We start from the raw sequence: 25869 nt of genomic DNA, 5'->3' as shown, positions 1-25869 counted from the left end.
GCACCGATTGCGGCGATGTCGAAGCCTGCGCGATTCGCGACGTCATGCTCGACGTCCGCGACGCCATGGCCCTCATCCTCGACAAAACCTCCATCGCAACCATGCGCGCAAGAGGACTTAGAGCCGCCGCCCCAGGGCGGTAATCCAAACCTTTCCTATCCAATAAGCATTTTTACGGCCCTCCGGCGCGCTTGCGGCCGTGGCGCGCGACCGGCGGTCGGGCCGCTCAGGAGACGGAGATTTTTTAATTGATCTTTTTTATAGATATAATCATTGTATGGAACAAACGTTCCGCGCTCGCGAGCTCCAATGTCAAATCCCCGCCATCTCACCCTCATCGCCTCCGTTGAAGCGCCCGCGCCTCTGGCCCATCCGGCCGCCGCGCACGACGCCCTGTGGCGCAAGCTGCTGGACGAGGCCCGGTGCGCTTTCGACGCCGAGCCCAACCTGCGCGCGCTGTTGCGGCAATGCATTCTCGACCGCGACTCGTTCGAGGACGCGGTCGTCCACCGCATCGCCAGCCGCCTCGGCAACGACCTGCTGCCCTTCGGCCATCTGGTCGCCGCCTTCGAGGCCGGGGTGGCGGACGCGCCCGAAATCGGCGCGGGTTTTCGCGCCGACATCAATGCGGTGATCGACCGCGACCCGGCCTGCGACCGCTTCATCGAGCCTTTCCTCTATTTCAAGGGCTATCACGCCATCGAGACCCATCGGATCGCGCATCATCTTTGGTCCCAGGGCAAACAGGATTTCGCGCTCTATCTGCAAAGCCGCTCCTCCGACCTGTTCCAGACCGACATTCACCCGGCCGCGCGCATCGGTCATGGCGTGTTTCTCGATCACGCCACCGGCTTCGTCGTCGGCTCGACCGCGGTCATCGAGGACGACGTCTCGATCCTGCAAAATGTGACGCTGGGCGGCACCGGCAAGGAGGCGGGCGACCGCCATCCGAAAGTGCGGCGCGGCGTGCTGATCGGCGCCGGGGCCAAGATCCTCGGCAATATCGAAGTGGGCGAATATGCGCGGGTGGCGGCGGGCTCCGTGGTGCTGCATGCCGTGCCGGGCCACACCACCGTCGCCGGCGTGCCCGCCAAAATCGTGGCGCGGCATCAGGGCGAGCCCTATCGCGAAATGGATCAGGTGCTGGGCCAGCTCGCCTACGATTCCTTCAGCTATGCGATCTGAGGAGGAATTTTCACTCCATTTGGGAAATATTTCGCAAGACCTTGCCGTTGACTAATCTCCGCTATTTTCCTATTATTTTAATATGGTTTTGAAGAGGCTTAGGTCATGAATCTCGCGTTTCGATGTCCGGATTGGCGCAATCTCGATTGAGCTGTTCCAGCGCCTTAGGGCGCGCATCCTTGCGGGTTTTCCCATGCATAACGCCTATATCATTGAAACCGGTGAATTCGCCGCCGGCATCGTCACCCGCGAGCGTCGCGGTTTTGTATTTCACGCCGCCGCCGACGCCTTTCGGTTACTGGATGGCCGCCTGTTCGACAGTCTGGCCAAGGCGCAGCGCGCCGCCGACACCCTGCGACGCGACAAGGGCGCGCGCGGGTCGAGGGATCATTCCGCCTGAACGCGGAAAACAGCTTGACGCATGGCTCTTGGCGTCAAAAACCCCAGGCGTTTCCGAATGCGCGAAACGCATGGGTCCAGGCCCGGACGGATCTCTGGCCGTTCGGGCCTGATTTTTGTCGCCTCGTTCGCGGACCCGGCGCTTGATATTATTTTTGATTAATCCGATCTATTTACCATTGTTTTTGCCGTCGGCGCGGAGGTCGCGCAGGGGCGGAGCGGGCAGGATGCCAACTCAAATGGGCTTGAAGCGATAATGATAGTCGTAACCCGCTCTGAAACCGAAGCTTTCGTAGAGGTTCAGGGCGACCGCGTTTGATTGATGGACCTGGAGGTAGGCTTGGCGCGCGCCGGCCTCCCGCCCCCAATGAAGCAAAGCCTGCATGATCTTCCGCCCGATTCCGCTTCCGCGATGCTCCGGCGCGACCATGAGATCGAACAGCCCGATCTGGCCCCTTTCGCGCACAGCCATGCCAAAGCCCACGGGCGCGCCCTGACGATGGGCCGTCGCAAAAACGCGCGGAGCGAAAATCCTTTCCAGAAGTGCGGCGTGGTCGCGCCGCGCCTCAAGCGACTCGCCGCTGGCGCGGGCAAAACCATCCAGCCATTGGGGTGAGGGCGCGTCATCCAGCGACAGGGACCCGCGCGCGACCGCGCCGATGTCGGCGACCATCACACGGCAAGGCTCGATCCTGGCATATCCCGCTTGCTCCAACGCGCTGTCGGCCTCGGGCGGAGCCAGCGGCGTCAGGCGAAAAATCACGGGCAAGCGATGGCGCGTGTAGAAACATTCGGCCGCCTGACGCACTTCGGCAAAGTCCGTATTGGGGAACAAGGCGTTCGCCGAATTGGCGCGCTTGGAGAACCCATTGGCGAAGCGAAACGCCCAGCCGCCGACCAGGATCGCGCGCGCGGCCGGCCAAGCGTTCGAGGCCCGTTCTTCGAGAGGCGACACGAAAGCATTCATATCCCCGATATCATAACGGGGCGCGCCGGGGGCGCGAAAGCCGTCAATCGTCTGGTCGATCAACCGTTCGATCCGCCAATCCATGGTTGAGGATCCCTCTTGTTGGACTCACGGTCTCAGCAGACGGCTCAATTGTCCGAACCGCGCATCGTCTGGCCAGAGCCGCGCCGCCTGTTCGGCCTGCGTCCGCGCCTCCGCGAGCCGTTTCTGCCGCACCAGCCACAGCGCCAGCGCGTAATGGGTATCCGCGTCCTCGGGCGCGCGCGCCAGCGCGTTTCGCAACGGCGCTTCCGCCTCGGAATCGCGCCCGGTGGCGCGCAGGAGGTCGGCGAGATTGAGCCAGCCGGAGGCGAAGTTTTCGTCCAGTTTTAGCGCGCGGCGGAATTCGGTCTCCGCCTCCGATGCGTCGCCGCGCTCAGCCGCGAGCGCGCCGAGATTGAGGTGGCTTTCCGGGCGGTCGGCGGCGAGGGTTTCCGCCGCGCGCCATTCGTCGAGCGCGGCGCTGTCGGTTCGTGGCGTGAGCCGCGCGGCCTCGATGCGGACCGCGCGCGAAAAATCGTCGCGCAGCGGCCCGGCGAGTTTTTCGCGAAAACTCTCGTCATAGGGCGCGAGGCCACGCAGGGCGCCGAGGCGCAACAGCGGCGAGGACGAGCGCAGCGCCGGGATCAGGCTTTGCAGGGCGGCGGGGCGGGGTTGCGCGGCGAGAGCGGCGAGCGCAGTGGCCTTGGCGATGTCCGAGGCCGGCTGTTCCGGCGACTGGCGCTTCGCGCCCCAGTCGCGCAGGCGTTCCGCCGCCCAATCGGCGTTTTTGTCGGCATGGCAGCCAGTGCAGGCGTTGGGCGCGCCGACGCGCGCGCTCTCCTGCGGACGGGGGATGCGCAGCGAATGATCGTGGCGGACATGGACCTGCATGTAGGTGCGTTGCGGCATGTGGCAGGAGACGCATTGCGCGCCGGGCGTGTTTTCCGCGTGATGGTGATGCTGTGGCTGGTCGAACACGCTTTCCGCGTGGCATTGGCCGCACAAAACATTGCCTTGGGCGCGCAGAGCGGCGCCGTGGGGCTCGTGGCAGTCGATGCAGGTCACGCCGGCGCCGTGCATGCGGCTCTGCTGGAACGAACCCCACTCAAAAACCTCGTCCTTGATCTGGCCGTCGGGGAAGTAGAGGCCGGCGTCAAGCAGCGCCGGCGAAAAAGCGTCGAGAAAGGCGTCGCCGGGTTTGGCTGGCGCGATCGGGCGGCGGCGGGAATGGCAGGGCGCGCAAATGTCTTCCGACGGATTTTTCCGCGCTTCGCCCTGCCAATGCCGGATGCCGCGCGCGTCAAAATCGGCCCAGACGCCAGAGACTTCTTTCAGGGGAATGAGGCCATTGTCGGCCCCGCCCCCTCCGGCATTCGCCCAGGCGACATGGCGCGCGCCCGGCCCGTGGCAGGCCTCGCAGGCGACGTTTTGCTCGCGCCAGCGCGTGTCATAGCTGTCGGTGTCAAAACGGTAGTTTTTTGCGACGCTGGTCGAATGGCAATCGGCGCACATGAAATTCCAGGTGGCGTTGCGCCCGGTCCAATGCAGGGGATCGCCGGGGAGAATCTTCTCGCCGGGATAGAGGCTGAACCATTTTTGCCCGCCCTCGCTTTTCGCACGCGAATCCCAGGCGGTGGGAAAGGCTTGCAGGCGACCGCCGGAAAATTCCAGGAGATATTGCTGAAGGGGCGCGACGCCAAACGTCGCGGCGACGCGGAAATCAGCCGGCTTGCCGTCCGCGCCTTCGGCGTGAATGAGAAAATCGTCGCCGCGCCGGAAAAAGCGCGGGTCCACGCCGGAGAAATCGCCCAGCACATTTTTTTGCGTCGGCGCCGTCATGCTGTTGGCGTGATGCGAGCCAGCCCAGCCTTTCGCTTGCGCCTGATGGCAACCGGCGCAGGTTTGCGCGCCGACATAGGAAACGTCGGGCGCGGCTGTTGGCGCGCGCCCGACGGCGAGACAAAGGGTGGCCAGAAGGGCGCAGCCCGCAGCAAGACGAAGCAAGATTCTCATGCGGCGGACTTAACCGATTTCGAGAGCGCGCGCCTCATTTCAGTTCGAGTTCGACCTTCTCGATTTTTCCGGTGAAGGCGAACGGCGACTCGTAATCGGGCGAGACCGGGGAACCCAGATCCTTGCCGATATCCAGCGTTTCCGTGCCGATGCTGCCGAACCCGCCGAAGGACGACAAATGTTCGCTGGCGACCTCCTCGCCATTGACCGTCAGCCGCGCCTGCCCCGGCCGCGCCTTGGCGACCAGCGCGGCGGACACAAGCCCCTTGGCCGCTTCCTTGAGCGAGAAATCGACGTCGAACTCGTAGACCACAGTCGCCTTGCCCTTCGGCAGGGCCTTGCCCACGACCCGCTCCAGTTTCTGGCCGAACAGATTGCTGGCGTAGATCAGCTTGCCGTCCTTCACATAGAGCGAAAAGCCGCCGTGACGGCCGCCATCGGCGATGATCACGCCCTCCGCCTTGCCGTCGGCATTGTCGAGGGTGGCGGTGATGCGGTGGCTGCGGGCGCCGATTTCCGGCAGCGCCTGCGCCGGCAGCCGGTCCACGCCGTCATAGAAGACAAAATGAGTCTTGCCGGCGGCGGGTATCGGGCGCTTGCCCGGTTCGGGGATCGGGACCAGAGGATAAACCCCGTTGCGGCGCGCCTCCTTGTCGAATTCGGCCTTCAGCTCGGCCAGCTTTTCGGGGTTCTTGTCGGCGAGGTCATGGGCTTGCGAAAAATCCTCCTCGACGTGGTAAAGCTCCCACCTGTCGTTCTCGAATCCACCTCGGAAAATTTTGGTGATGTCGGTGAAAATCTCCCAGGGCTGGTAACGCCGCGCGCCGGCGACCCAGCCATCCTTGTAGATCGCGCGATTGCCGAAAATTTCGAAATATTGCTCGGTATGCGCGCTCTTCACATTCGGGTCCGAGAAGCTGGGCAGCAGGCTCTTGCCTTCGAGCGGCGTCTGCGCGACGCCATCGACCTTTTCGGGGAAGGCGACGCCGGCGGCGGCGTAAACGGTCGGCGCGATGTCGTTGACATGGCCGAACTGGGCGCGGATCGCCTCACTCTGCGCGACATGGCCCGGCCACGACACCACCAGCGGATTGCGCGTGCCGCCGAAATGCGAGGCGATCTGCTTCATCCATTGGAACGGCGTGGTGGTCGCCCAGGACCAGCCGGCGGCGTAATGGTTGTCGTAACTGGGGCTGCCCAGATCGGACAGATGCTGCAACTGGAAGGCGACGTCGGTATTGGCGCCCTGGAGCGTGCCGAGATTGGCGTCGGAGCCGTTCAGCCCGCCCTCCGCGCTGCCGCCGTTGTCGCCGACAATATAGAGCACCAGCGTATCCTTGGCGCGGCCCTCGTCGTCCAGCGCCTTGAGCAGGCGGCCGACTTCATGATCGGTGTGGGACAGGAAGGCCGAATAGACCTCCATCTGATGGGCGTAGAGCTTCTTCTGATCGGCCGACAGCGTCTCCCAGGCCGGCAGGCCTTCGGGACGCGGCGTCAGTTCGGCGTTGGCGGGAATGACGCCGAGCGTCTTTTGCCGGGCGAAATTCTCCTCGCGCAACTTGTCCCAGCCCTGGTCGAACTGGCCTTTGTACTTGTCGATCCATTCTTGCGGCACATGATGCGGCGCGTGGGTCGCGCCGGTGGCGAAATAGAGGAAGAACGGTTTTTCCGGCGCGACCGACTCGTGATTGTGCAGCCATTTGACCGCATCGTCGACGATGTCGCTGGTGAGGTGATAGCCCTGCGTCGGCGTCTTGCCCGGCTCGACGGCGACCGTGTTGCGATAGAGCTGCGGCTCCAACTGGCTGGTTTCGCCGGCCAGGAACCCGTAGAAATATTCGAAACCGAGACCGGTCGGCCAGCGGTCGAACGGGCCGACGGGCGAGATTTCCCAGGTCGGGGTGTTGTGCCACTTGCCGAAGGCGGCGGTGCTGTAGCCGTTGAGTTTCAGCACCTGCGCGATGGAGGCCGTTTCCTTCTTCCAGATTGAATTGTAAGCGGGATAGCCGGTGGCGACATCGGCGAGATTGCCAAAACCGGTCTGGTGCTGGTTGCGGCCGGTGAGCAGGGATGCGCGGGTCGGCGAGCAGATCGCGGTGGTGTGGAACTGGTTGTAGCGCAGCCCCCCCGCCGCCAGCTTGTCGAGTTCCGGCGTCGCGGCGGCGCCGCCGAAGGTGGAGCTTGCGGAAAAGCCGACATCGTCGAGCAGGATCAGGAGGACGTTGGGCGCGCCTTTCGGCGCCTTGACGGGTTCGGGAAAGGCCGGCGTCGATTTCTCGCGCGTGTCGGCGACAACGCCCGTGAAAGGCGCATCGGGCCTGGGCAAATTTTCCGCGCCGGCGTTGGCGAGCGGCAGGGTCAAGCCGAGGACGAAGGCGGTGAACGCAGGGATTTGACGACGCATGAACAGAGTCCTGACGATAACGCATGATACCCGGCGCCCTCGTCGGCGGCGATGCGCCGGAGGACGGCCGGAAAAGCTGAAATGCGACGCCGCCACGCGCGGCGCCGGTTCAGATCACTTGCCGGAAAAACGGCCCTCGGAAACGAGTTCGGTCAGGGGCAGGCGCGATTTCGGCGCCTCCTGCGCCTTCAGCGATTCAGGCAATTGCGCCTTGTCGCCGCGACGGCCGATGGCGATGCCGATTTCCAATTCGAAATCATCGGGAACGCCCAGGACCTCGCGCGCCTTGTCATAGTCCAGGCCGCCGAGCGCATGGGTGCTCCAGCCTTTCAGGCTGGCCTGGAGCGCAAAGCTGACCCAGGCCGCGCCGGCGTCGAAGGAATGGCTGCGCAGCGGCTTTTCCTCGCCCTCGACCTCAAAGGTCTTCTTCGACAGAATAAACACCAGCGCGGCGGCGTTGCGCGCCCAGGTCTGGTTGCGCTCCCACAGCACGCCGATGAATTTATCGAAGGCAGGCGTTCCCTTGCGGGCATAGACGAAACGCCAGGGCTGGACGTTGCGGGCCGACGGCGCCCAGCGCGCCGCCTCGAAAGCGGCGAACAAATCGGCGTCGGAAATCGGCTCGTCGGTGAAGGCGCGCGGCGACCAGCGATTGGCGAACAGCGGGGCGACTTCATGTTCGAGCGGGCGGGGTGAGGTTATGACGGTCATGATCTTCTCCTGTTTGCTTGTGGCGGCCGGCTATCGCGCCGCGAGCGCCGCCTGCGGGGTAAAAAGCTTTGGCGCGACGGGTGTCGCGGTGAGCGCGGCGAGCAGCCGGGCGGCGCCGCGCGCGCCGACAAAACCGCCCGACAGCGATGCGCGGCCGCCCAGATCCGCGATGGCCGCCAGGGGAATCCCGAGTTCAGCCGCGAGCGCGCCATAGCGCGCGCCGGCGATCAGGAAGTCCGCCCCCGACGCCCGGATCGCCGCCGCCGTCTCAACCCCGTCCGCCGTCGCGACGACCCGTCCGGCCAGATCGGTCGGGAGGGGGCCGTCGGGTTCGTCGGTGAGGACGAGGGCGCTGGCCTCCCAGCCCAGCGTCGAAACCAGGAAGCGCGCCAGCGATCCCGCCAGCAGGCTGTTGCCGACCAGCGCGACGCGGCGGCGACCGAGACGGCTCAGCGCATCAAGCGTTTCGTCGAGGGCGAAATCCTCGTAGCGGCGCTCGGAACTCAGCAGGCGCTCGATCGCGGTTTCCTCGACGGCGCCGGTCGCCGCCGCGAGCTGTCGCAAAAGCTTTTCCACCGCGTCCGCGCCGATTGGCAGGCCATCGGCGACGACGGTCGCGACGCCGGACTTTTCTTGCAGCGCCTGCGCCGGGGCAAGGCCCCAGGGGGAGAGGACGAGGCTCGCGACGGCCTTGGGCAGGGCCGCCAGCGAAGACAGGCCGCCGCCGGGTCCGAAGATCGGATTGGCGGTGAGGCCGACGCCGGCGAGCAGGCGGCTGATTTCATCGAGGTCGGAAGCCCAGGTTTCGTCGTAGCGGGGAACGATGCCAAAGATGTTGACGAGGCCCGGCGCCTCCGACGCGGGCGCCAGATTGAGCTCGCCGACCCGCGACGCCAGCACGGAGACGAGGCGTTCGTAGCCGCGATGGGCGGAGCCCAGGAAACCGGCGGCGCCGACATCGACCACGGCTTCGCCCTGGGTGACGGCCTCCCGCACCATGGCGGGGACGTCGTCGCCGATCATTTCGGTGGGACAGCCGGTGATGACCACGAGCAAGCCGCGCGGCAGCACGGACAGAGTGTTCTTGATCTGCTCGCGCAGCCGCGACGCGCCGCCGAACACGATGTGTTTTTCCGCCAGATTGGTCGAGGAGATCGGCGACAGGTGGATCGGCGCGCCGCGAAAATTTTGCGCGCCGGTGCTCGAGAACGCGCCGCGCAGCGCGCAACCGGGCGTCGAGTGGACCAGCGGCGTCACGCCCTCGATCGCCGCCGCCGTCGCCAGCGCGCCATGCAGGGCGCAGCCGTCGTGGAATCCCACCAGCGGACGGGCCATTACTTCACCTCCAGCTTGACGTGCCAGTCCGGGCTGCGGCGCAGCCAGCCGGCGGAATAGCGCGCCGAGCTGCGCGCGAGACGCCGCGCCAGCGCCGCGCCGGCGAAAGCGTCGCTGACGGCTTTGGCGAAGGCGTCGGCGCCGGATACGCCGATCACATCGGCGGGGTCGAGCCGCGCGGCGGGAATGCCCAGCCGCAGCGCGGCCGCGACGGCGTCCGGGGCGCCGACGACCAGATCCGGCGCGAGCCGTTGCAGGACATTGGCGAGTTCAAAACCCTGCGCCTCCCCGATGTGAATTTGCGCCTTGGGGCGGCGTTCGGAGAAACGGGCGAGCGGCTCGGAATGGGTGCGGTCGAGATGCGGCAGGGTGAGGCCGACAACTTCGGCGCCGGCGGCTTCCGCGAGATCGGCCAGCGCGAAAGCGAAGGCGGATGGCCCCGCCAATACGATACGCTTGTCGCGCAAAAAGTCGACGGCCGCCGCTGACGCCTCCGCGTGGATCTTGCGGCCTGTGAGATCCGCGAGGCGCGTGAGCGTCAAGGCGGTCGCCTTCGGCCCGATCGGCGGCGGCGCGTCGAGAACGGGAACGCCGAAGCGCTCCGACAGGCCCGAGGCCAGCGCGTCGAGACCGTCGGGGTCGAGAACCACGCTCGCACGCGCGCGCGCCGCCCGATGCAGCGCGGCGACCTTGGCGCCCGCCGGCAGCACGTTCACGCGCAGGCCCAGCGTCGAAATCGCCGCCGCGAAATCGTCAATGGCGGGGCCAGTCCAGGACGTCAGCAGGTTCACCAAGTCCGGCTCGCGTTCGCCCTGGAAATCGACGATGTTCAGCAGGGCGTCGGCGGCGGCGTCGGCGCCGGTCGCGGCGATGTGGGAGCGGAAACCGTCCGTGCGCGCCCAAACCACGGGCTTGCCGATTTCCGTAGCGACCTCCGCGACCACGGCGCGGATTTCATCGTTGTTGATGGCGACGACCGGCGATCCCAGCACGACGAGCGCGGCGGGGTTGACCGCATCATTGAGCCGCTTCAGCGTGCGGGCGAGCGCATCGCCGGCGCCGAGCACGGTGTCGCGCTGGTCGAGGTCGGTGACCGCGATGCGCGCGAGTGTGGCGCTCTCCTGCGCGGCGCCCGGCCCGACCGCGCAGCCGCGCGGCCCGTGGACGACGAGACCGAGATCCTCGACCAGCCCGAGCACGTCCAGCGCGGCGCTGAGATCGTCGTGGGCGGCTTCCGAGAAGGTGCGGATGCGTTTTTGCGGCAGGTCGTCGCCGGCGAAATCGGCGACGACGGATTCGGCGTCTCCCAGCCGCGCGCCCAGCGCGCCGAGGCGGGTTTCTCGCGTTTGCAAGCGGGGACGGCGCGCCAAGTCAGAGCCTCGCCGCGGAGTTTTTCGCGCCATGCTCGACGCCGAAGATGCGATCGCCCCATTGCTTGGCCCAGTCCTTCAGGTCCGGTCCATCGAGCGGCTTTGGCAGGCGGGTGGGATGGTCGCCGACCACCCGGCGCGCCAGCGCGCGATAGATTTCGGCCTGCTCCGAATAGGGCTGCGCCTCAATCACCGTCTGGCCATAAAGCTCGGACTGCGCGACAGCTTGCGAGCGCGGCACATAGCCGACGATTTCCGTGCCGGTGCGGGCCGCGAAATCGTCGAGCAGGTCGCGCGCATAGGGGGTTTGCAGGCTGTTGGCGATGACGCCTCCGAGCCGGGCGCCGCCCGTCGCGGCATATTTGTCAATCGCCTTGAACAGGTTGTTGGCGGCGAAGATCGCCATGAAATCGGAGGAGGCGACGACGAAAGCGGCCTCGGCGATGCCATCGCGGATCGGCACGGCGAAGCCGCCGCAAACCACGTCGCCGAGCACGTCGTAAAGCACATAGTCCGGCTTGAAAGTCCCGAACACGTCGAGTTCTTCGAGCAAATCGACGGCCGCCGCTATGCCGCGCCCGGCGCAGCCGACGCCGGGAACCGGGCCGCCAGCCTCGATGCACAGCACACCGCCGAAGCCGAGCGTGGAAATGTCCTCCAGCTTCGGCCGGGAACGATCGCGCAGGGAGTCCAGCACGGTTGGCAGTTCGGCGCCGCCACGCAGGATGACGGTGGAATCGCTCTTGGGATCGCAGCCGATCTGAATGACGCGAAAACCCGACTCGGCGAGCGCGGCGCTGATGTTGGACGTGGTGGTGGACTTGCCGATGCCGCCCTTGCCGTAAATGGCGATATGCTTGGGTTTCGCGCTCAAGGATCTTCTCCTCCGAAGGGTTTCGGAGCGGCCGGCGGGCCGCTCAGCAAGAACGTCATTCGGCCAGCGTCACTCGGCGGCGGCGGCGAGTTGCTTGCGCGGGAAGATCGGCAGCGTCTCGCGCTCGATGCGCCAGATGTCGTGCTGCAAGGTTTCGACGCCGGCGTTGGAATCGTAGAGATTGGCCCAGGTGAAGCCGGCCTTGCCCCAGATCGCGGCGATCTTGTGCGCGAGGTCCACATACCATTCCGGCTCGGGCGCGCGATGGCCGTAAAGCTCGGAGCCGGGATTGGGGCACCAGATGCTCGCCGTGGCGACGACGCCCCGTTCCGACAGATATTCGATGCCCTTCAGGGTCGAGCGCTTCGGCTCGATCCCCGCGACGATGTTCGAGCGGACATGGCCGTGGCCGAACACTTTGACCGCATATTCCAGCGCGGAGCGCCAATGGTCCCAGCCGCCGCTTTCGCGCGACTTGCCCGGACAGATCACGTCATAGATCCCCTTCTCCCAGATCTCGATGTTCATCGCCGTGGTGCGGTAGCCGGCCTCCTTGAAGCGGTCGATGTTGCGCAGGTCGATCGGGGCGGCGACCACGGCGGTGCCGTTGAAATCCACGACGCCGCCGAAATGCTGGATCGCTTCGGCCACGTCGTTGTAATATTCGAGTTCGCGCCGCTCGGGGATGACGCCGCCGGAGATCGTGACCTTGTCGACGAGATCGAGCCGGCGCGCCTCGGCATAGACTTCGCCGATCTGGCGCGCGCTCTTCCAGAAAATGCCTTCGCGCTCGCCGTAGGTGTCGGCGGTAAAATTGATGTTGCAGAACAGGCAGTCCTCGCCCTTCTCCTTGTAGGAGCACTCATTGGAATAGGCGATGAACAACTGCCGTTCGGCGCCGAGCAGGCCGATGGTCTCCATCGCGGAGCCGTCGCTGGTCTTCTTGCCGTAGAAGCCCGGACGCTCGGGGAAGGTGGCTTCGCTGAGTTCATTGTCACCGCGCGCGACAATGACGCGCTCGCCATCCAGCGCGAGCCGGTTGCGCGACTTGGGGTTCCAGCGGAACGGCGCGACAAGGCCGAGCGGAAGGCGGAAATAGGCCGGCAACTGGCCCTTGTAGACCTCGAAATCCATGGCGAACAGGCAATGCACCGCCTCCTGCGTTTTCACGCCCGGCGCGATGAAGCTGAGCGTCTCCGAATCGATAGCGAGGCCATCGGTCTGCAATTCGGCCTTGAGAGCCAACTCCTGATACAAACGGTTTTTCAATCCGATTTCAGACGTCGCCATTGTTGTCTCTCCAGATGCCGAAAGCGGCCCGACGCGCGAAACTGCCTTCAAATTACCTATAAACCCTATCGTTATGATGTTATTTAGAACGATCCGCTCGGCAGCGCAAGAGGTTTGAACCTGTCGCGCCCGGGCGGCGTGGGATTTTCCGAGTCGGAGAGAATTCATGAGTTTCGACAAAAGAGTCGCCCTGGTCACGGGCTCCTCATCAGGCATTGGCGAGGCGATCGCGGTCGCCTTCGCCGCCGAGGGCGCGGCGGTGGTGGTGAATGGCCGCGACCCCGGCCGAATCGCGCGCGTGGTCGCCAGGATTCGCGACGCCGGCGGCCAGGCGATCGGCGTGCGGGCCGACGTCGCCAACAAGAGCGAGGTCGAGGGGCTGATCGCCAGCGCGCGCGATGCGTTCGGCCGCGTCGACATTCTCGTCAACAACGCCGGCGGCGATGGGAGTCCGAAGCAGGTCGAGGAGATTTCCGAGGACGATTGGGATCGCGTGCTCGGCGCCAATCTGAAGAGCGTGTTCCTGGTGACGCAGGCCGTGCTTCCCCTGTTGAAGCAGCAGGGCGATGGCAAGATCGTCAACATTTCCTCGCAGGCGGGACGCGCGATGACCATCCTCGGCGGTCCCGCCTATTCGGCCGCCAAAGCCGGGGTGCAAGCGTTCAGCCGGCAGGTCGCGCGCGAGGTCGCGCCGTTCGGAATCAACGTCAATGTGGTCGCGCCCGGCATCATCCGGTCAAGCCCCCGCCTCGATTCGGTCTGGGACAATGTGCCGCGCGAGCTGAGGGCGCGTTATCTCTCGGATATTCCGATCGGGAGACTTGGCGAAAACGCCGAGATCGTCGCCGCCGTGCTGTTCCTGGCGTCGCCGGGCGCGAGCTATCTGGTCGGCGCCACGCTCGACGTCAACGGCGGGCGCTGGATGCTTTGATCTCTGAATTGGCGCATAGTCTTGTCCGAAAACCGCGCACACTTTTCGGGACTATGCGCTAGGCCGCCTCGGCGGCCTCTTCCGCTTCGGGCGGAAACGCTTGTTGTTTGCGGGCGGTAAAAGCCGCCAGCAGCAGGCAGGGCGGGACGAAGGCGATGAAGACGGCGCGACTGCCGAACATGGCCGCGACGAAACCGGCGAAGATCGGCCCAATGACGATGCCGACGCTGACGGCGGTGGCGAACAGAGCGGCCACCTTGCCTTTCTCGCCGGGAACCGTGGCCGCGCGGGTCGAACTGACGAGGTTGAGCACGCCGAGTCCGACGCCAAGCAGCGCGGAAAATCCCATGAGCAGGTCGAGTCGCGACGACAGCGACACGCCCGTCAGCGCCAGCGCGACCAGACCGAGTCCGGTCAGCGCGGTCTCCCGGTAGGACCGACTCTGCGTCAGCCGCCCCAGCAAGAACAGCGACAGAATATAGGCGAGGCCCTCGGCGCCGATGAACAAAGCGGAGGTCCAGGCGGGAAAGCCGAGGTCCGAGGTCGCGGCCACGCCGATGAACGTGCTGAAGATGCAGAAGCCGCCGGCGCCGATGGCTTCCGCCCCAAGGGCGACCGCAACGTTGCGATGGGCGATGACATCGGCGTAAGCGCGCGCGGCGCCTCTGAAGCCCAGGGCCAGTTTCGGCCGGTCGTCGTCGCGCGGATGCACCGGCGCCAGTCTGAAAAAAATGAGGCTGGGAACCAGTTGGATCGCCGCCGCGATCATGAATACCGCGACGAAATCGCCGCGCGCGATGAGAAGGCCGGCGAGGAGCGGCCCGGCGAAGCCGAGCCCGATCGACAGCGAGCCGCGCGGCCAGCCGACCTTGTCGACGCCCATGACCGGCAACGCCCGGTAGAACGAACTGCTCAACGCATTGAATTTGATCGAGCGCGCGATCCCTTCCGCGCCCAGCGCAAGCAGCAGGAGCCAGAGCGAATCAATCGCGGGAAGCATCAGGCAGCACACAATGCCTGCGGCGTTGCCGAGATGGAACATCGGCGCGGCGCCGAAGCGGTCGTTGAGGAATCCGGCGGGGATCGCCGTCAGCAGCAGGCCCGCTCCGGCCACGGCGCGAATCATGCCGATCTCCGGCGGCGAGGCGCCGAGATGCAGCGCGAACAGCGGCATGGCGAGTTGCGTCATGCCCACGGCGACGCCGCTGGAGGCGTTGAGAAGGACATAGCCCAGGATCAGGCGCCGGGCGGGCGAAGAGGGCATCGGAAATCCTTGGCGGCAAAGAGCGGGTCGTGAGCGCGGGTTGTGAGTGCTGGTATTTATCTATTAATACGATAGGATAACAATCTAACTTCGCGCAAGATGCAACGACCGCCGTCCCGCGTCTTTCGCGAGCCGGAGACATCAAAATGGTTCGAAAACTCGCCTCGATGTTCGCCCTCGCCCTGTCGGCGCTGAATTTTTGCGCGCTGGCCGCGACATCCGCATGGGCGGAGACCGAAATTCGCATCGCCGTCCCTGGAACGGGTCTCGACGGCCGGCCCTTTGTTCACAGCACGTCTGTCGCGGTGGCGCATGTGCAGCGCTTCGTCGAGGACGAGTTCAAGGACCAGCCCGACGTCAAGGTGACCTGGACCTTCTTTCGCGGCGCCGGCCCCGTGATCAACGAGGCGATCGCGGCCGGACAGATCGATGTCTTCGCGCTGGGCGACCTGCCGGCGCTGGTCGGAAAATCCCGGGGCCTGCGCACCCGCCTCCTGCTCAGCGCCAGCGTGCGCGAACCGCTCTATCTCGCGGTTCCCGCCAATTCCGATATCCATTCCATCGCGGACTTGAAGGGACGCAAGGTGTCGCAGTTTCGCGGCACCAATCTTCAGATCGCCACCGATCTCGCGCTCGCGGCGCATGGCCTGACGGAAAAGGACGTCCGCTTCGTCAGCCTCGACTCCGCCGCGGCGGTTTCCGCCCTCCTGTCGGGCAATGTCGACGCGGTGTTCGGCCAGGTCGAATATCTCGATCTCGCGCGAAACGGCTTGGTCAAGATCGTCTATTCGAACAAGGACGAGGTCAGCGCATTGGGCCGCAACGCCGCGATCTTCGTGACCGAGGATTTTGAAAAGGCGCATCCCGACACGACGCAAAAGGTCGTCAACGCCTTCGTCAAGGCCGCCGGCTTCACCGCCGACGAAGCCAATCGCGACAAGGTGTTCGAGATCTGGGCGAAATCAGGCCTGCCTGTGAGCAGCTTCGTCGCCGACCATCAGGGCGAGCGGTTGGCGTGGCGGATCAGCCCGCTGATAGACCCCTACACCATCGGTCGCTACAAGGCGCAAACCGAGCGCGCCAAGGCCTATGGCCTGTTGAAAAAGGACGTCGATGTCGATGCCTGGCTGGAGCCCAAATATCTCGATCACGCGTTGAAAGAACTCGGCCTCGAACATTTCTGGCCCGCCTATGACGCCAAGGGCGACAAGATTTCCGATGGCGAGGTCGAAAAAACCCGAAGCGCCAGCCAGTGAGGGTTTGCCAGAAAGCGCTTGACGAGGGCGCGAATGCCTTTTACTAAAACAATATAAAGACTATAGGCTTACTCATAAATAATACCGGCGCGCGCGTCAGCGGTCAGCCCTCGAAAGCGATGCGCGATCCCCACGGAAATTCCAGGTCGGAGGCCTTGCGCATGACAGTCGAACGAACGGGAGGTCTGGGCTTCGGCCGCTCTGTCGCGGGCCTCCCGACATCCAGGCCGACGAGGCGGTGACGATGAGCCTCGGACGAACCCTAGCCCTGCCCGCCCGACCGGGGATCGGGATGTCGATGTCGGACCGCCTGCGCCGGTTCGGCGCCTTCGCCGCCAAGTTCGCAGCCAAGGCCTTGGCGGGCCTCGCGGTTCCCGTCGGGCTTGCCGCCGCCTGGTTCTTTTGCGCGCGGTGGAACTGGATTCCCGAGCAGATCCTGCCGTCGCCGGACGCGGTCTGGCAGACGCTGCGCGAAACTACCGCGGACGGAAGCTTGCAAAGCGCCACGCTCGTCAGTCTCCAGCGTGTCCTGTCCGGCTTCGCCGTCGGGATCGTCGCCGGAGTCGGCGTCGGCGGCGCGCTCGGCGCGTCGGCGACCCTGCGCGGCTATATCGAGCCCTTCTTTCTCGCCTTCAACCAGATTCCGCATATCGCCTGGATGCCGGTGCTGATGCTGCTGTTCGGCATTGGCGAGACTTTGAAAATCGTGCTGATCGCCTGGGCGGCGTTCCTGCCGGCGACGCTTTGCACATTGCAGGGCGTGCGCGACGTGCCGGCCGGCTACCGCGAACTCGGCAGGGTCTTGATGTTCGACCGGCGCGCGACTTTTTCCACGATCATCCTGCCCTGCGCCCTGCCCTCGATCTTCACCGGCTTGCGCGAAGGCCTGGCCAATGCCTGGCACGCGCTGGTGGCCGTCGAACTGCTCGCCTCGTTTGAAGGGCTTGGCTACATGATGGCCTACGGCCGCCAGCTGTTCCAGTTGGAGCTGGTGATGGCCGCGATGGCGGTCATCGCGCTCATCGGTCTCATTTTCCACACCCTGCTGCGATGGGTCGAACTCCGCTTGAGCCGCTGGCATCTGGAGGGCGCCGCATGAATTTCACCGTCGCGCTGGGCGCCGCGCGCGCGAAAAGCCGCCCAGGCGCGGGACCGGGCTTGCTGTCGCGTCTCGTCTCGAAACTTGGCGCCAGCGGCTGGCGCCCTTGGCTCGCGCCGCTGGCGGCGTTGCTGGTCTGGGAGATTGGCGCGCATCTGCCCGGCGTCGACGCCAGATTTCTTCCGTCGCTGGAAGCCGTCGCGGTTCGCGGCTGGCGAGGTTTTGTTCATGACGACCTGTTTCACCATGTGCTCGCCAGTCTCGGGCGCGATCTCGCCGGCTTCGTCCTCGGCGCCTGCGCCGGCGTATCGGCGGGTCTTGTGCTGGGCTTTTCGCCCCTGGCGCAGCGGGCGCTCGGCCCGACCCTGATGACCTATCGGCAGATTTCGCTGTTCGCCTGGATTCCGCTGGTGTCGATGTGGTTCGGCGGCAACGAGGCCGGCAAGATCGCCTTCATCGCCATGGCCGCGTTCCAGCCGACCCTGGTCAACAGCTGGCGCGGCGTCGCGGAAGTCCCCAAATCCTATCGGGAGCTTTCCAATGTGCTGCTGTTCGGCCGCCTGGGCTTCGTCTGGCTGATCGCCCTGCCCTGCGCGTTGCCGCAAATCTTCACCGGCCTGCATTCCGCCCTGATCTGCGCATGGGCGGGGACCGTTGGCGCGGAACTGCTGTTCAACATCGCGCCGGGCATCGGCGGCCAGATGAACGAGGGCCAGCAATTGTTCCAGATGGACAGGCTGCTGCTGTGCATCCTGCTGCTGGGCGGCGTCGGCCTCCTCTTCAACCTGTTGGCCCGGGCGGCCGAGCGGCGTCTGCTGCGCTGGAGGACGTTGTGACGGCGCCCGCGCGGGAAACCGCCGCGCACGCGCTGGACATCTCCCACGTCAGCAAACGCTTCCTCGTCTCCGGGCGAAAAATGCTGGCGCTCAGCGGCGTCGATCTCCATGTCGACGAGGGCGAGTTCGTCAGCATCGTCGGCGCGTCCGGCTGCGGCAAATCCACCTTGTTGCGCCTGATCCTCGGCCTCGACACCGATTACGAGGGCGAGGTGCGCATCGATGGCGTTCGCGTGAAGACGCCCGGTCTCGACAGAGCCATCGTGTTTCAGGATCACCGGCTGCTGCCCTGGCTGAATGTCCGGTCGAACATCGCCGTCGCCCTGCGCCACAGTCCGCTCGGCAAGGCGGAAAAGGCGGAGCGCGTGGACGCGCAGATGCGCCTCGTCGGCCTTGAGCGCTTTTCGGACGCTTATCCCGCGCAATTGTCCGGCGGCATGGCGCAGCGCGTGGCCATCGCGCGGGCGCTGGTCAACCGGCCGCGGTTCCTGCTGCTCGACGAGCCGCTCGGCGCGCTCGACGCCCTGACCCGCCTGCGCTTGCAGAATGAACTGCTGCGCATCGTGCGTCAGGAGGGCGCGACCGCGATCCTGGTGACGCACGATGTCGATGAAGCCGTCTATCTCGGCGACCGCGTGGTGGTGATGCGGCCGGATCCCGGCCGGGTCGCGACCGTGCTGTCGGTGTCGGGACCGCAGACCCACGACCGGTCGAGCCCCGGATTCATCGGCTTGCGCGATCAGGTTCTGGCGCTGCTGGGCGTGGCGTACAACGGCGCCGAGCTTTCGCTTGCGCGCGAGGCGGACGCGCGCGAAGCCGCGCCCGCCTGAACGTTTTGCGGTTGCGGGATTTCCGCGCCGCCATCCAGACCTGCCGCCATCCAGACCTGCCGGCATGCGCGCCGGCGGCTGCAAGCTTCGCGCCAGCCCGCGATGGTTCGCTCGACGATCCTACCGGAGTTGGACCCATCATGTTGCAGTTCTCTCGCCTCCGCGCGAGAAAGACCCAGTCCGCCAACTCCGGAAGCGGCGCGCTTGCGCGGGCCACCGCGCGCATCATGCCGCGCTTCGACGCGCTCATCGAAGCCTATCACGAAAAATTCCGCGACGATCCCGAACTGGCCGTGCTGACGCGGCAGGCGGGCCTCGAAGCGTTCAAGAAGGAACTGGCCGAGCATTGGCGCGGCCTGCTGACGGGCGCGGACGACGACGCCTTCAAAGCGAGCGTGCGGCGGATCGGCCTGGAGAACGCCAAGGCCGGCGTCACCCCGCGTTTCGTCCTGCAAGGCTATCTCTTTCTTTTCGAATTGGTCGTCGCGGGCGACCACAACGCCCGCGCGCCAGAGGAACTGATCGCCCTCGCCCGCGCCCTCTTTCTCGACATGGAGCTGACGCTCACGGCCTATGTCGAAAACGCCGAAGACCAGATGCTCCACCGCGGCGCGCAGCAAATGGTCAAGTCGGTGGAAGAAGAGGTGATGGTCGCGCACCGGACCGCCAAGGCCCGATCCGACGACCTGACCGAGATTGTCGGCGAACTGTCCCGCTCCATGGAGGAGTTGCGGCGCGGTTTCGAGATGATCGAAGGCGGCTCCAAGTCGAACCGCGACGAGATCAAGGCCGTCGCGGCGGCGATCGACGAGTTGCAGGCGAGCAGCCGCGACGTCGGCGACCAGGCCGAGCAAACATCGCGCATGGCGACCGAGGCGGTCGCCGTCTCCGAGGAGGCGGCGCGACGGATGGTGCGGCTGACCGAAACCGCCGGCCGCGTCGCCGAAATCGTCAAGCTCATCACCACCATTTCGGCCCAGACCAACCTGCTGGCCCTCAACGCGACCATCGAGGCCTCGCGCGCCGGCGAGGCCGGACGCGGCTTCGCCGTGGTGGCGAGCGAAGTCAAGCAATTGTCGCAGCGAACCGCTGTCGCGACCCGAGAAATTTCCGACCAGATCGCCGAAATCGTCACGGCGACCGAGGCGGCCTCCGCCGCCCTGAGCCGGGTCGGCGAAATGATCGGCGACATGGATGGCATGGCGCGCGGGGTGGCGACCCATGCCGCGCATCAGGTCGCGCAACTGGAGGAAATCACCGGCAACGCCAAGTCGGCGGCAAACAGCGCCAACGATCTCAGCCGCAGCGCGCGCATGTTCACCGCCGGCGTCGTCGAGATCGAAAACATCGCCTTGAACGTCCAGAATTTCGGCTCCAAGGTCGCGGGCATGCTGCGCGGGTTGACCAACCGGCTCACCATCACCGTGCGCGGTTTTCTCGGTGTGGATGGGCGCCGCCACCCGCGCATTCCCGTCAAGCTACAGGTGACCCTCGATCTTCACGGCCGTCGCGAGAACGTTTCGACAATGGAGATTTCCGAAGGCGGATGCTCGCTCTGGATCGCCTCGCACGGGCTTGAGGAGGGCGAGGACATTGTCATGAACCTTCCGGGCATCGGCTCCATTCAGGGCAAATGCCGCGCGCGCGACCCTGACATCTTGCGCGTCGAATTCGTCGAGCTGTCGCCCGCCCAGCGCGGCGATCTGGCCGAACTGGTGCGCCGCGAGATCGACAAGGACGCGCCGCTGCGCGCCCTGGCGGCGCGACGGCGCGACAGCGTTCAGGAGGCGTTCGAACGAGCGCTGGCCCAAGGCGACATTTCGCCGGAGGATCTGTTCAGCGCCGACTACAGCCCGATTCCCGGCACGGACCCGGAGCAGGTCACGACCGTGTCGCTGGAACTGCTCGAAAAGATTCTGCCGCCGATCCTGGAAACCGCGCTTACCGAAGACCCGCGCCTGACGTTCTGCCTCGTCACCGATCGCAATGGCTACATTCCCGTGCATAACAAGATCTGGTCCCAGCCCCAGGGCGACGATCCCGTCTGGAACGCGCGCCATTCGCGCAACCGGCGCATCTTCGACGATCGCGCGGGACTGGCGGCGGCGCGCAATCTCCAGGACGTGCTGGTGCAGTCCTACCCGCGCGACCTCGGCGGCGGCGTCGTGGACATGATGAAGGACATTTCGATGCCGGTGGTCGTTCGCGGCGAGCATTGGGGCGCCCTGCGCATCGCCGTTCCGGTCGGCGCCTGAACCTGCTGTGACGCAAGGTCATCCGCGCGCCGCCGCGGCCGGGTTTATTTGGCGGCGTTAATAGCGGCGCAATATTTGATCTGTATCAATATCCAGTGATCGGCATTCCCGCGCTCCGCCGCGAGATCCTGAGGCATGACGCCGCCCGATTCCGTCGCGTTGAAGCGGCATGTCTCCTTACGTTGTTTCCAATTCCATCAAGCGCGTCGCGGCCGGCTGATCGGCTTCGAGCTGGCGCCGCATTGCGAGATATCAGCCATGACTGAGCAGAACTTGTCGCATGCGGACCCATTGAACGAAAGATTGCAGTTCATCCGGATGGACGCGGGCGCCAGCGCGGCCATTTTGAAGATCAAGCCGGTGATCGAGCGCGAGCTGCCGGCCGCGCTCGACAAATTCTACGAACAGGTGCGCGCGACGCCGGAAACGCGGCGGTTCTTCTCCAACGAAGGCGGAATTACCCGCGCCAAGACCATGCAGCTCGGGCATTGGTCCGCGATCAGCTCCGGCCAGTTCGACCAGCGCTATTACACCCAGGTCCGCCGCATCGGCGAGACCCATGCGCGCATCGGGCTGGAGCCGCGCTGGTACATCGGCTCCTACGCCCTGATCACGGAATACCTCGTCACGGCGATCGTCAAGGAGGCCTGGCCCAAGGGGATGCTGGCGTTCGGCGCGCAAGCCAAGGCGGAGGATCTGGCGAAGTCGCTGTCCGCGCTGCTGAAGGGCATCTATCTCGACATGGACCTGTCGATTTCGGTCTATATCGACGCCGCCGAGGAGGCGCGCAAGCGCCAGGAGGCTGAGGCCGCCGAACGCGAGCGCGACATGGCCGCCAAGGCCGAGGAGACGCGCAAGCACGCCGAAGCCGAGGCGTTGGCCAGGGAGCGCTCGGCCGTGGCGCGCACCATCGGCGCCGGCCTCGCCAAACTGGCGGAGAAGGACCTCACCTATCACATCACCGAGGACATGCCGGAGGCCTACGCGCAATTGCAGGCCGATTTCAACGCGGCGATCGAGCAGCTTGCGGACGCGTTCGAGGGCGTGCGCGCCTCCACGGATTCGGTCCATTCCGGCGCCGAGGAAATCGCGGTCGCCTCCAACGACCTGTCGCGGCGCACCGAACAACAGGCGGCCAGCCTCGAACAGACGGCGGCGGCGCTCGACCAGATCACCGCCACGGTGAACAAGACGGCGGCGGGCGCCCGCGTGGCGCGCGAAGCCGTCAGCGGCGCGCGGGTCGACGCCCAGCACGGCGGCGCCATCGTGCGCAAGGCCGTGGAGGCCATGAGCAAGATCGAGAAATCCTCGCATCAGATCAGCCAGATCATCGGGGTGATCGACGAAATCGCGTTCCAGACCAACCTGCTGGCGCTCAACGCCGGCGTGGAGGCGGCCCGCGCCGGCGACGCCGGGCGCGGCTTCGCCGTCGTCGCCTCGGAAGTGCGCGCCTTGGCGCAGCGTTCGGCGGGCGCGGCCAAGGAGATCAAGGATTTGATCTCGACGTCGAGCAGCCAGGTCAGCGAAGGCGTGTCGCTGGTGGCGGAAACCGGCAAGGCGCTGTCGCAGATCGAGGACAGGGTCTCGGAAATCGCCGGCGTCATCACCGACATCGCCTCCAGCGCCGAGGAGCAGGCCACCGGGCTGCAACAGGTCAACAGCGCCGTGAACCAGATGGATCAGGGCACGCAGCAGAACGCCGCCATGTCGGAACAGGCGACGGCGGCGAGCCAGTCGCTGGCCCAGGAAACCGACCGTCTGGCCATGATGATCTCCGAATTCCACATTCCCGGCGCGCCGGATCATTCCATGCGGCGCGAGCTGGAGCGGGCGGCCCCGCACGCCTTCCGCAAGCCCGGGCCAGCGCCCAAGGCCGGGTCTTCCGCGCCCAAGGCGGCGCCCTATGCGCAGAAGGCCGCGCCCCCCGCGCGCTCCAGGCGGGCGCCGCCGCAAAAAGCGGCGGGCGGCGGATTTTCCGGACGCGCAGCCGTGGAGGAGGACGATCAAGATTGGCGCGAATTTTGAGGCGCGGCCATGAAGCTCACGCTGGAAGACAAGCAGACTGAATTCGCCCTGCCGGCCGTGCTCGACGCCGACGGCGCCGCGCCTCTGGCCAACGCCTTGTGCGACCTGCGTTACGCGCCCCTGACCCTGAACGCCCAGGCCACGCGCCGGATCGGCGCCCAGGGCCTGCAAACCCTTCTCTCCGCCGCGCGAAGCTGGCGCGCCGATGGCGTCGCGCTGACGCTGATCAACCTGGGAGACGAACCCTCGAGCCAGATCCGTGCGATGGGCGTGGATCCCGCGCAAGAGTTTTCGCAAGAATGATCGGGAGACCTCAAACCATGCCCATGACCATCCTGACGGTGGACGATTCGCGCACCATGCGCGACATGCTCAACCTCGCTTTGTCCGAGGCCGGCTACCGCGTGGTGGATGCGGTGGACGGCGCCCACGGGCTCGAAAGGCTGCGCGAGGAAAAACCCGACGTCATCATCACCGACATCAACATGCCCCGGCTCGACGGCTTCGGCTTCATCGAGGCTGTCCGCAACGATCCCGGCTATCGCAGCATTCCCATCCTGGTCCTCACCACGGAAAACGCGCCCGAAAAAAAGGACCGGGCGCGCAAGGCCGGCGCGACGGGCTGGATCGTCAAGCCGTTCGACGCCGAAAAGCTGGTCAGCGCCGTGCGCCGCGTGGCGGCCTGAGCGATGACCGCCGTGGACACAATGGCGACGATCCGGCAGACCTTTTTCCAGGAATGCGAGGAGCAGCTTAACGAAACCGAGACCGGGCTGCTGGCGCTCGAAATCGGCGAGGCCGATGCCGAGACCGTCAACGCCGTGTTCCGCGCCGTTCATTCGATCAAGGGCGGCGCCGGCGCCTTCAAGTTCGAGCGTCTCGTGCGCTTCGCCCACAAGTTCGAAACCGCGCTCGACCGCCTGCGCGACCATCGGATGGAGCCCTCGCCGGGGGTGATGAAGATCATGCTGCGCTCCGCCGACCTGCTCGCCGATCTGGTGCGCGAGGCGCAGGGCCAGCAGGAGGTCGAGGACGCGCGCCTCCAGGCGCTCTCCGCCGATCTCGCGGGACTCTCGGAGGACGAAGCCCCGGCGCCGGCGGCTGCGTCGGACGAAGGCGATTCCTTCGGCTTTCAGCCCCTGACCCTCTCGCTCGACGGTTTCGCGCCCGTCGCGGCGATGCAAGACTGGCGGATTTTTTTCCGGCCCATGCCCGACCTTTACCGGCGCGGCAATGAGCCTGCCCGCATTTTGCGCGAACTGGCCCAACTCGGCGCTGTCAGCACGCGCTGCGACGCCTCCGCGCTGCCCCTGCTCGACGCGTTCGACCCCAACGGCGCCTATCTCGCCTGGACCATCGACCTCGCCACCGCCGCGCCCCGCGACGCCGTCGAGGAGGTGTTCGACTTCGTGCGCGACGATTGCGAACTCACGATCGAGACCGTCGCGGCGGCGTCGGCGGCGAAAGATGAAGCGGCCAACGGCGACGGACTGGATTTCACGCCGCTGACCATCGACCTGCCCGCGCCTGAAGCCGCCGCGACACCGCGCGAAAAACCCAAGCCCGAGATCGCCAAACTCGAAACCGCCAAAGCGGAGGCGCCGGTTTCGCAAACCATCCGCGTCGATCTCGAACGGGTGGACCGGCTGGCCAATCTGGTCGGCGAACTCGTGATCAATCAGGCCATGCTGTCGCAAAGCATTCTCGACGCGGGCCTTCCTCGCGCGTGCAAAGCCTTCGACGATTTGACCTCGCTGGAGCAGCTCACGCGCGAAATCCAGGAAGGCATCATGGCGATCCGCGCCCAGCCGGTGAAGCCGCTGTTCCAGCGCATGACCCGCATCGTGCGCGAACTGGCCGACATGACCGGCAAGCAGGTGCGGCTGAAGACCGAGGGCGAGGCGACCGAAGTGGATCGCACCGTGTTCGAAAAACTGGCCGATCCCCTGACGCACATGATCCGCAACGCCATCGACCACGGCTTGGAATCGCCCGAGGAACGCCGCGCGGCGGGCAAGCCCGATCAGGGCGAGGTGCGCCTCAGCGCCGCGCATCGCTCGGGCCGCATCTTCATCGACGTCAGCGACGACGGCAAGGGCATCGACCGCGCCCGCGTGAAAGCCAAGGCGGTGGAGAAGGATCTGATCGCCGCCGACGCGCAGCTGTCCAGCGCCGAGATCGACAGCCTGCTGTTCCTGCCGGGCTTTTCGACGGCTTCGACGGTGTCGGACATTTCCGGGCGCGGCGTCGGCATGGATGTGGTGCGCAGTTCGATCCAGTCGCTCGGCGGCCGCATTTCCATAACGTCGCGGCCGGGACTGGGCACGACCTTTTCCATGAGCCTGCCGCTGACTCTCGCCGTTCTCGACGGCATGGTGGTGCGGGTCGCCGACCAGACGCTTGTCGCGCCGCTCACCGCCATCGTCGAGACGCTGCGGCCGAAAGCCCAGCAGGTGCATCGTCTCGGCGTCGAGACGCGGGTGCTGGCCGACCGTGGCGTGTTCGTCCCGCTGATCGATGTCGGCCGCGAGATGGGCTATCGCGACGACGAGGCCGACCCCACTTTGGGCGTGGTCATCATTGTCGAAAGCGAGGGCGGCCGGCGCTGCGCCCTGATCGTGGACGCCATCCTCGACCAGCGCCAGGTGGTGATCAAGAGTCTTGAAACCAACTACCAGCACATCCCCGGCGTCGCCGCCGCGACCATTCTCGGCGACGGCCGCGTCGCCCTGATCCTGGACATTGATATCTTCGTCGCAGGCGCATCCGCGCATGCGCAATCGCCGCTGGCCGCGGAGTGAGCC

21 protein-coding genes are annotated in these 25869 nt (G+C 65.9%); 12 read left to right on the top strand and 9 right to left on the bottom strand.

Annotation, left to right across the window (positions count from 1 at the left end; translation table 11 throughout):
* Positions 1-309 precede the first annotated feature (309 nt).
* Positions 310-1185 carry a serine O-acetyltransferase gene (gene cysE, locus CCR94_RS24205; RefSeq protein WP_104510833.1) on the top strand — a complete coding sequence of 292 codons (876 nt, stop codon included), beginning with the start codon at positions 310-312 and terminating at the stop codon, positions 1183-1185.
* 193 nt (positions 1186-1378) lie between these two features.
* Entirely contained in the window at positions 1379-1585 is a 207-nt protein-coding gene (locus CCR94_RS24200) for a hypothetical protein (RefSeq protein ID WP_104510832.1), read from the top strand.
* Positions 1586-1819: 234 nt separating this feature from the next.
* Here the strand turns inward: CCR94_RS24200 and CCR94_RS24195 are convergent, their stop codons facing one another.
* The 8 genes from CCR94_RS24195 to CCR94_RS24160 all read right to left on the bottom strand — a co-directional run bounded on the left by CCR94_RS24195 (position 1820) and on the right by CCR94_RS24160 (position 12569).
* Positions 1820-2635, bottom strand: coding sequence for a GNAT family N-acetyltransferase (locus tag CCR94_RS24195; protein WP_206605898.1), 816 nt, complete (start codon positions 2633-2635; stop codon positions 1820-1822).
* A gap of 24 nt (positions 2636-2659) precedes the next feature.
* Positions 2660-4585 (bottom strand): cytochrome c3 family protein, encoded by a 1926-nt coding sequence (locus tag CCR94_RS24190; protein ID WP_104510831.1) that lies wholly within the window; start codon positions 4583-4585, stop codon positions 2660-2662.
* A 34-nt stretch (positions 4586-4619) separates the two neighbouring features.
* Positions 4620-6989: an arylsulfatase gene (locus CCR94_RS24185; RefSeq protein ID WP_104510830.1), complete on the bottom strand. Its 2370-nt coding sequence runs from the start codon at positions 6987-6989 to the stop codon at positions 4620-4622.
* Positions 6990-7103: 114 nt separating this feature from the next.
* Complete coding sequence (locus CCR94_RS24180) at positions 7104-7700, bottom strand: nitroreductase family protein (protein ID WP_104510829.1); 597 nt, start codon at positions 7698-7700, stop codon at positions 7104-7106.
* A gap of 30 nt (positions 7701-7730) precedes the next feature.
* A complete protein-coding gene (locus tag CCR94_RS24175; RefSeq protein WP_104510828.1) occupies positions 7731-9035 on the bottom strand; it encodes a nitrogenase component 1 in 1305 nt (434 codons plus the stop codon).
* The gene (locus tag CCR94_RS24170) at positions 9035-10405 is read right to left on the bottom strand and encodes a nitrogenase component 1 (RefSeq protein WP_104510827.1); all 1371 of its coding nucleotides are present in this window, start codon (positions 10403-10405) and stop codon (positions 9035-9037) included. Before CCR94_RS24170 ends, CCR94_RS24175 begins: the two co-directional genes overlap by 1 nt.
* Position 10406: 1 nt before the next feature.
* The gene (locus tag CCR94_RS24165; protein ID WP_104510826.1) at positions 10407-11279 is read right to left on the bottom strand and encodes a nucleotide-binding protein; all 873 of its coding nucleotides are present in this window, start codon (positions 11277-11279) and stop codon (positions 10407-10409) included.
* Positions 11280-11348: 69 nt separating this feature from the next.
* The gene (locus CCR94_RS24160; RefSeq protein ID WP_104510825.1) at positions 11349-12569 is read right to left on the bottom strand and encodes a radical SAM protein; all 1221 of its coding nucleotides are present in this window, start codon (positions 12567-12569) and stop codon (positions 11349-11351) included.
* A gap of 166 nt (positions 12570-12735) precedes the next feature.
* On the opposite strand from CCR94_RS24160, the gene CCR94_RS24155 reads away from it, so the two are divergent.
* Positions 12736-13500 (top strand): SDR family NAD(P)-dependent oxidoreductase, encoded by a 765-nt coding sequence (locus tag CCR94_RS24155; RefSeq protein ID WP_104510824.1) that lies wholly within the window; start codon positions 12736-12738, stop codon positions 13498-13500.
* Positions 13501-13558: 58 nt separating this feature from the next.
* On the opposite strand, the gene CCR94_RS24150 is transcribed toward CCR94_RS24155, so the two are convergent.
* A complete protein-coding gene (locus tag CCR94_RS24150) occupies positions 13559-14764 on the bottom strand; it encodes an MFS transporter (protein ID WP_104510823.1) in 1206 nt (401 codons plus the stop codon).
* A gap of 146 nt (positions 14765-14910) precedes the next feature.
* Here CCR94_RS24150 and CCR94_RS24145 point away from each other — a divergent pair, with 146 nt between their 5' ends.
* The 9 genes from CCR94_RS24145 (at position 14911) to CCR94_RS24105 (ending at position 25866) form a co-directional block, all read left to right on the top strand.
* On the top strand, positions 14911-16020 hold the full coding sequence (locus CCR94_RS24145; protein ID WP_104510822.1) for an ABC transporter substrate-binding protein: 1110 nt from the start codon (positions 14911-14913) through the stop codon (positions 16018-16020).
* Positions 16021-16264: 244 nt separating this feature from the next.
* Positions 16265-17119 carry an ABC transporter permease gene (locus CCR94_RS24140; RefSeq protein WP_244594221.1) on the top strand — a complete coding sequence of 285 codons (855 nt, stop codon included), beginning with the start codon at positions 16265-16267 and terminating at the stop codon, positions 17117-17119.
* The gene (locus CCR94_RS24135) at positions 17116-17955 is read left to right on the top strand and encodes an ABC transporter permease (RefSeq protein ID WP_158254893.1); all 840 of its coding nucleotides are present in this window, start codon (positions 17116-17118) and stop codon (positions 17953-17955) included. The genes CCR94_RS24140 and CCR94_RS24135 overlap by 4 nt, the downstream gene beginning before the upstream one ends.
* Positions 17952-18785 carry an ABC transporter ATP-binding protein gene (locus CCR94_RS24130; RefSeq protein ID WP_244594220.1) on the top strand — a complete coding sequence of 278 codons (834 nt, stop codon included), beginning with the start codon at positions 17952-17954 and terminating at the stop codon, positions 18783-18785. Before CCR94_RS24135 ends, CCR94_RS24130 begins: the two co-directional genes overlap by 4 nt.
* 140 nt (positions 18786-18925) lie before the next feature.
* A complete protein-coding gene (locus CCR94_RS24125) occupies positions 18926-21040 on the top strand; it encodes a methyl-accepting chemotaxis protein (protein ID WP_104510820.1) in 2115 nt (704 codons plus the stop codon).
* Between the two features lie 258 nt (positions 21041-21298).
* On the top strand, positions 21299-23065 hold the full coding sequence (locus CCR94_RS24120) for a methyl-accepting chemotaxis protein (RefSeq protein ID WP_104510841.1): 1767 nt from the start codon (positions 21299-21301) through the stop codon (positions 23063-23065).
* 9 nt (positions 23066-23074) lie between these two features.
* A complete protein-coding gene (locus tag CCR94_RS24115) occupies positions 23075-23368 on the top strand; it encodes an STAS domain-containing protein (RefSeq protein ID WP_104510819.1) in 294 nt (97 codons plus the stop codon).
* 17 nt (positions 23369-23385) lie between these two features.
* Positions 23386-23751, top strand: a complete 366-nt coding sequence (locus tag CCR94_RS24110) for a response regulator (protein WP_104510818.1) — start codon at positions 23386-23388, stop codon at positions 23749-23751.
* A 3-nt stretch (positions 23752-23754) separates the two neighbouring features.
* Complete coding sequence (locus CCR94_RS24105; protein ID WP_244594219.1) at positions 23755-25866, top strand: chemotaxis protein CheA; 2112 nt, start codon at positions 23755-23757, stop codon at positions 25864-25866.
* Positions 25867-25869 lie beyond the last annotated feature (3 nt).

The organism is Rhodoblastus sphagnicola (assembly GCF_002937075.1).
GTDB classification, from domain to species: domain Bacteria; phylum Pseudomonadota; class Alphaproteobacteria; order Rhizobiales; family Beijerinckiaceae; genus Rhodoblastus; species Rhodoblastus sphagnicola.
The sequence above is the reverse complement of the archived record's forward strand: the minus strand, read 5'-3'. Positions and strand labels throughout refer to the sequence as shown.